Origin of the sequence: Mesorhizobium sp. M7A.F.Ca.CA.001.10.2.1 (genome assembly GCF_003998575.1) — a bacterium.
Classification (GTDB): domain Bacteria; phylum Pseudomonadota; class Alphaproteobacteria; order Rhizobiales; family Rhizobiaceae; genus Mesorhizobium.
The window spans coordinates 3,469-4,271 of the sequence record NZ_RZQY01000529.1 but is presented as its reverse complement, the minus strand read 5'-3'; the positions used below and the strand labels follow the sequence as shown (position 1 = coordinate 4,271).

Annotated in this window: 1 protein-coding gene; it reads left to right on the top strand. The window is 61.3% G+C overall.

The features are described from left to right. The coding region (locus EN964_RS37860; protein WP_373565075.1) for an ABC transporter substrate-binding protein at window positions 1–574 on the top strand (574 nt) is incomplete at its 5' end. Window positions 575–803 lie beyond the last annotated feature (229 nt).

Sequence of the window (803 nt, the reverse complement as noted above, 5' to 3'; positions counted from 1 at the left end):
GCTGCAGATGGAGCTGAAGCAGGCGGGCCTGTCGCTGAAGGATCTGCAGATCAAGGACATCGCGACGGCCGATACGGGTGCGGTTTTCGTCGATGAATCGATCGCCGCGATCGCGACCTACGAACCGTTCATGTCGCAGGCGCTGAAGGCCTCGACCCGCACCGGTGCCCGCATGCTGATCTCGTCCAAGGATCATCGCGGCATCATCATCGACGCGATCATCGCCCGCAACGACGACTTCAAGGCGAACCCCGACAAATACGCAAAATTCCTCGGCTGCATCTATGAGACGGTCGATTTCATCAAGGCCGAGCCGGAAAAATTCGCCGACATGGCGTCCAAGCATTTCGGCCTGACGCCTGCCGAAGTGACCGACATCGTCAACTCCAGCCTGTCCTACACGACGCTTGCAGAATCCCTGGCCTACATGGGCAAGCCGGGAGAAAAAGGCACGTTGCACGGGATATTCGACACGGTGATGGATCTAAACCTGGAGAACGGCGCCGCCGACAACAGACTGGTGGCGGCGGACCAGATCGACAGTTCGGCGATCAACAAGATCCCGGCGAAATAGCGGCCGCGCGGCCGGGCCGGCAGCTTGTCTCGGCTGTCGGCAGCGATGTCATTCCGGCTCGCGCCGGTGACGGCCGTTCTTTCGATCATCCGGGGATAATGATTTGTTCAGCAGCCTGTTTGTCTTCCGCGGTCGCGCATCGCCGATGCTGGAGTTTGCCGTCAGTGTCGCCGCGGCTGTGCTCGTCGTTGCCCTGTGGGAGCTGGCGGCGCGCGCGGGCATCATTGCC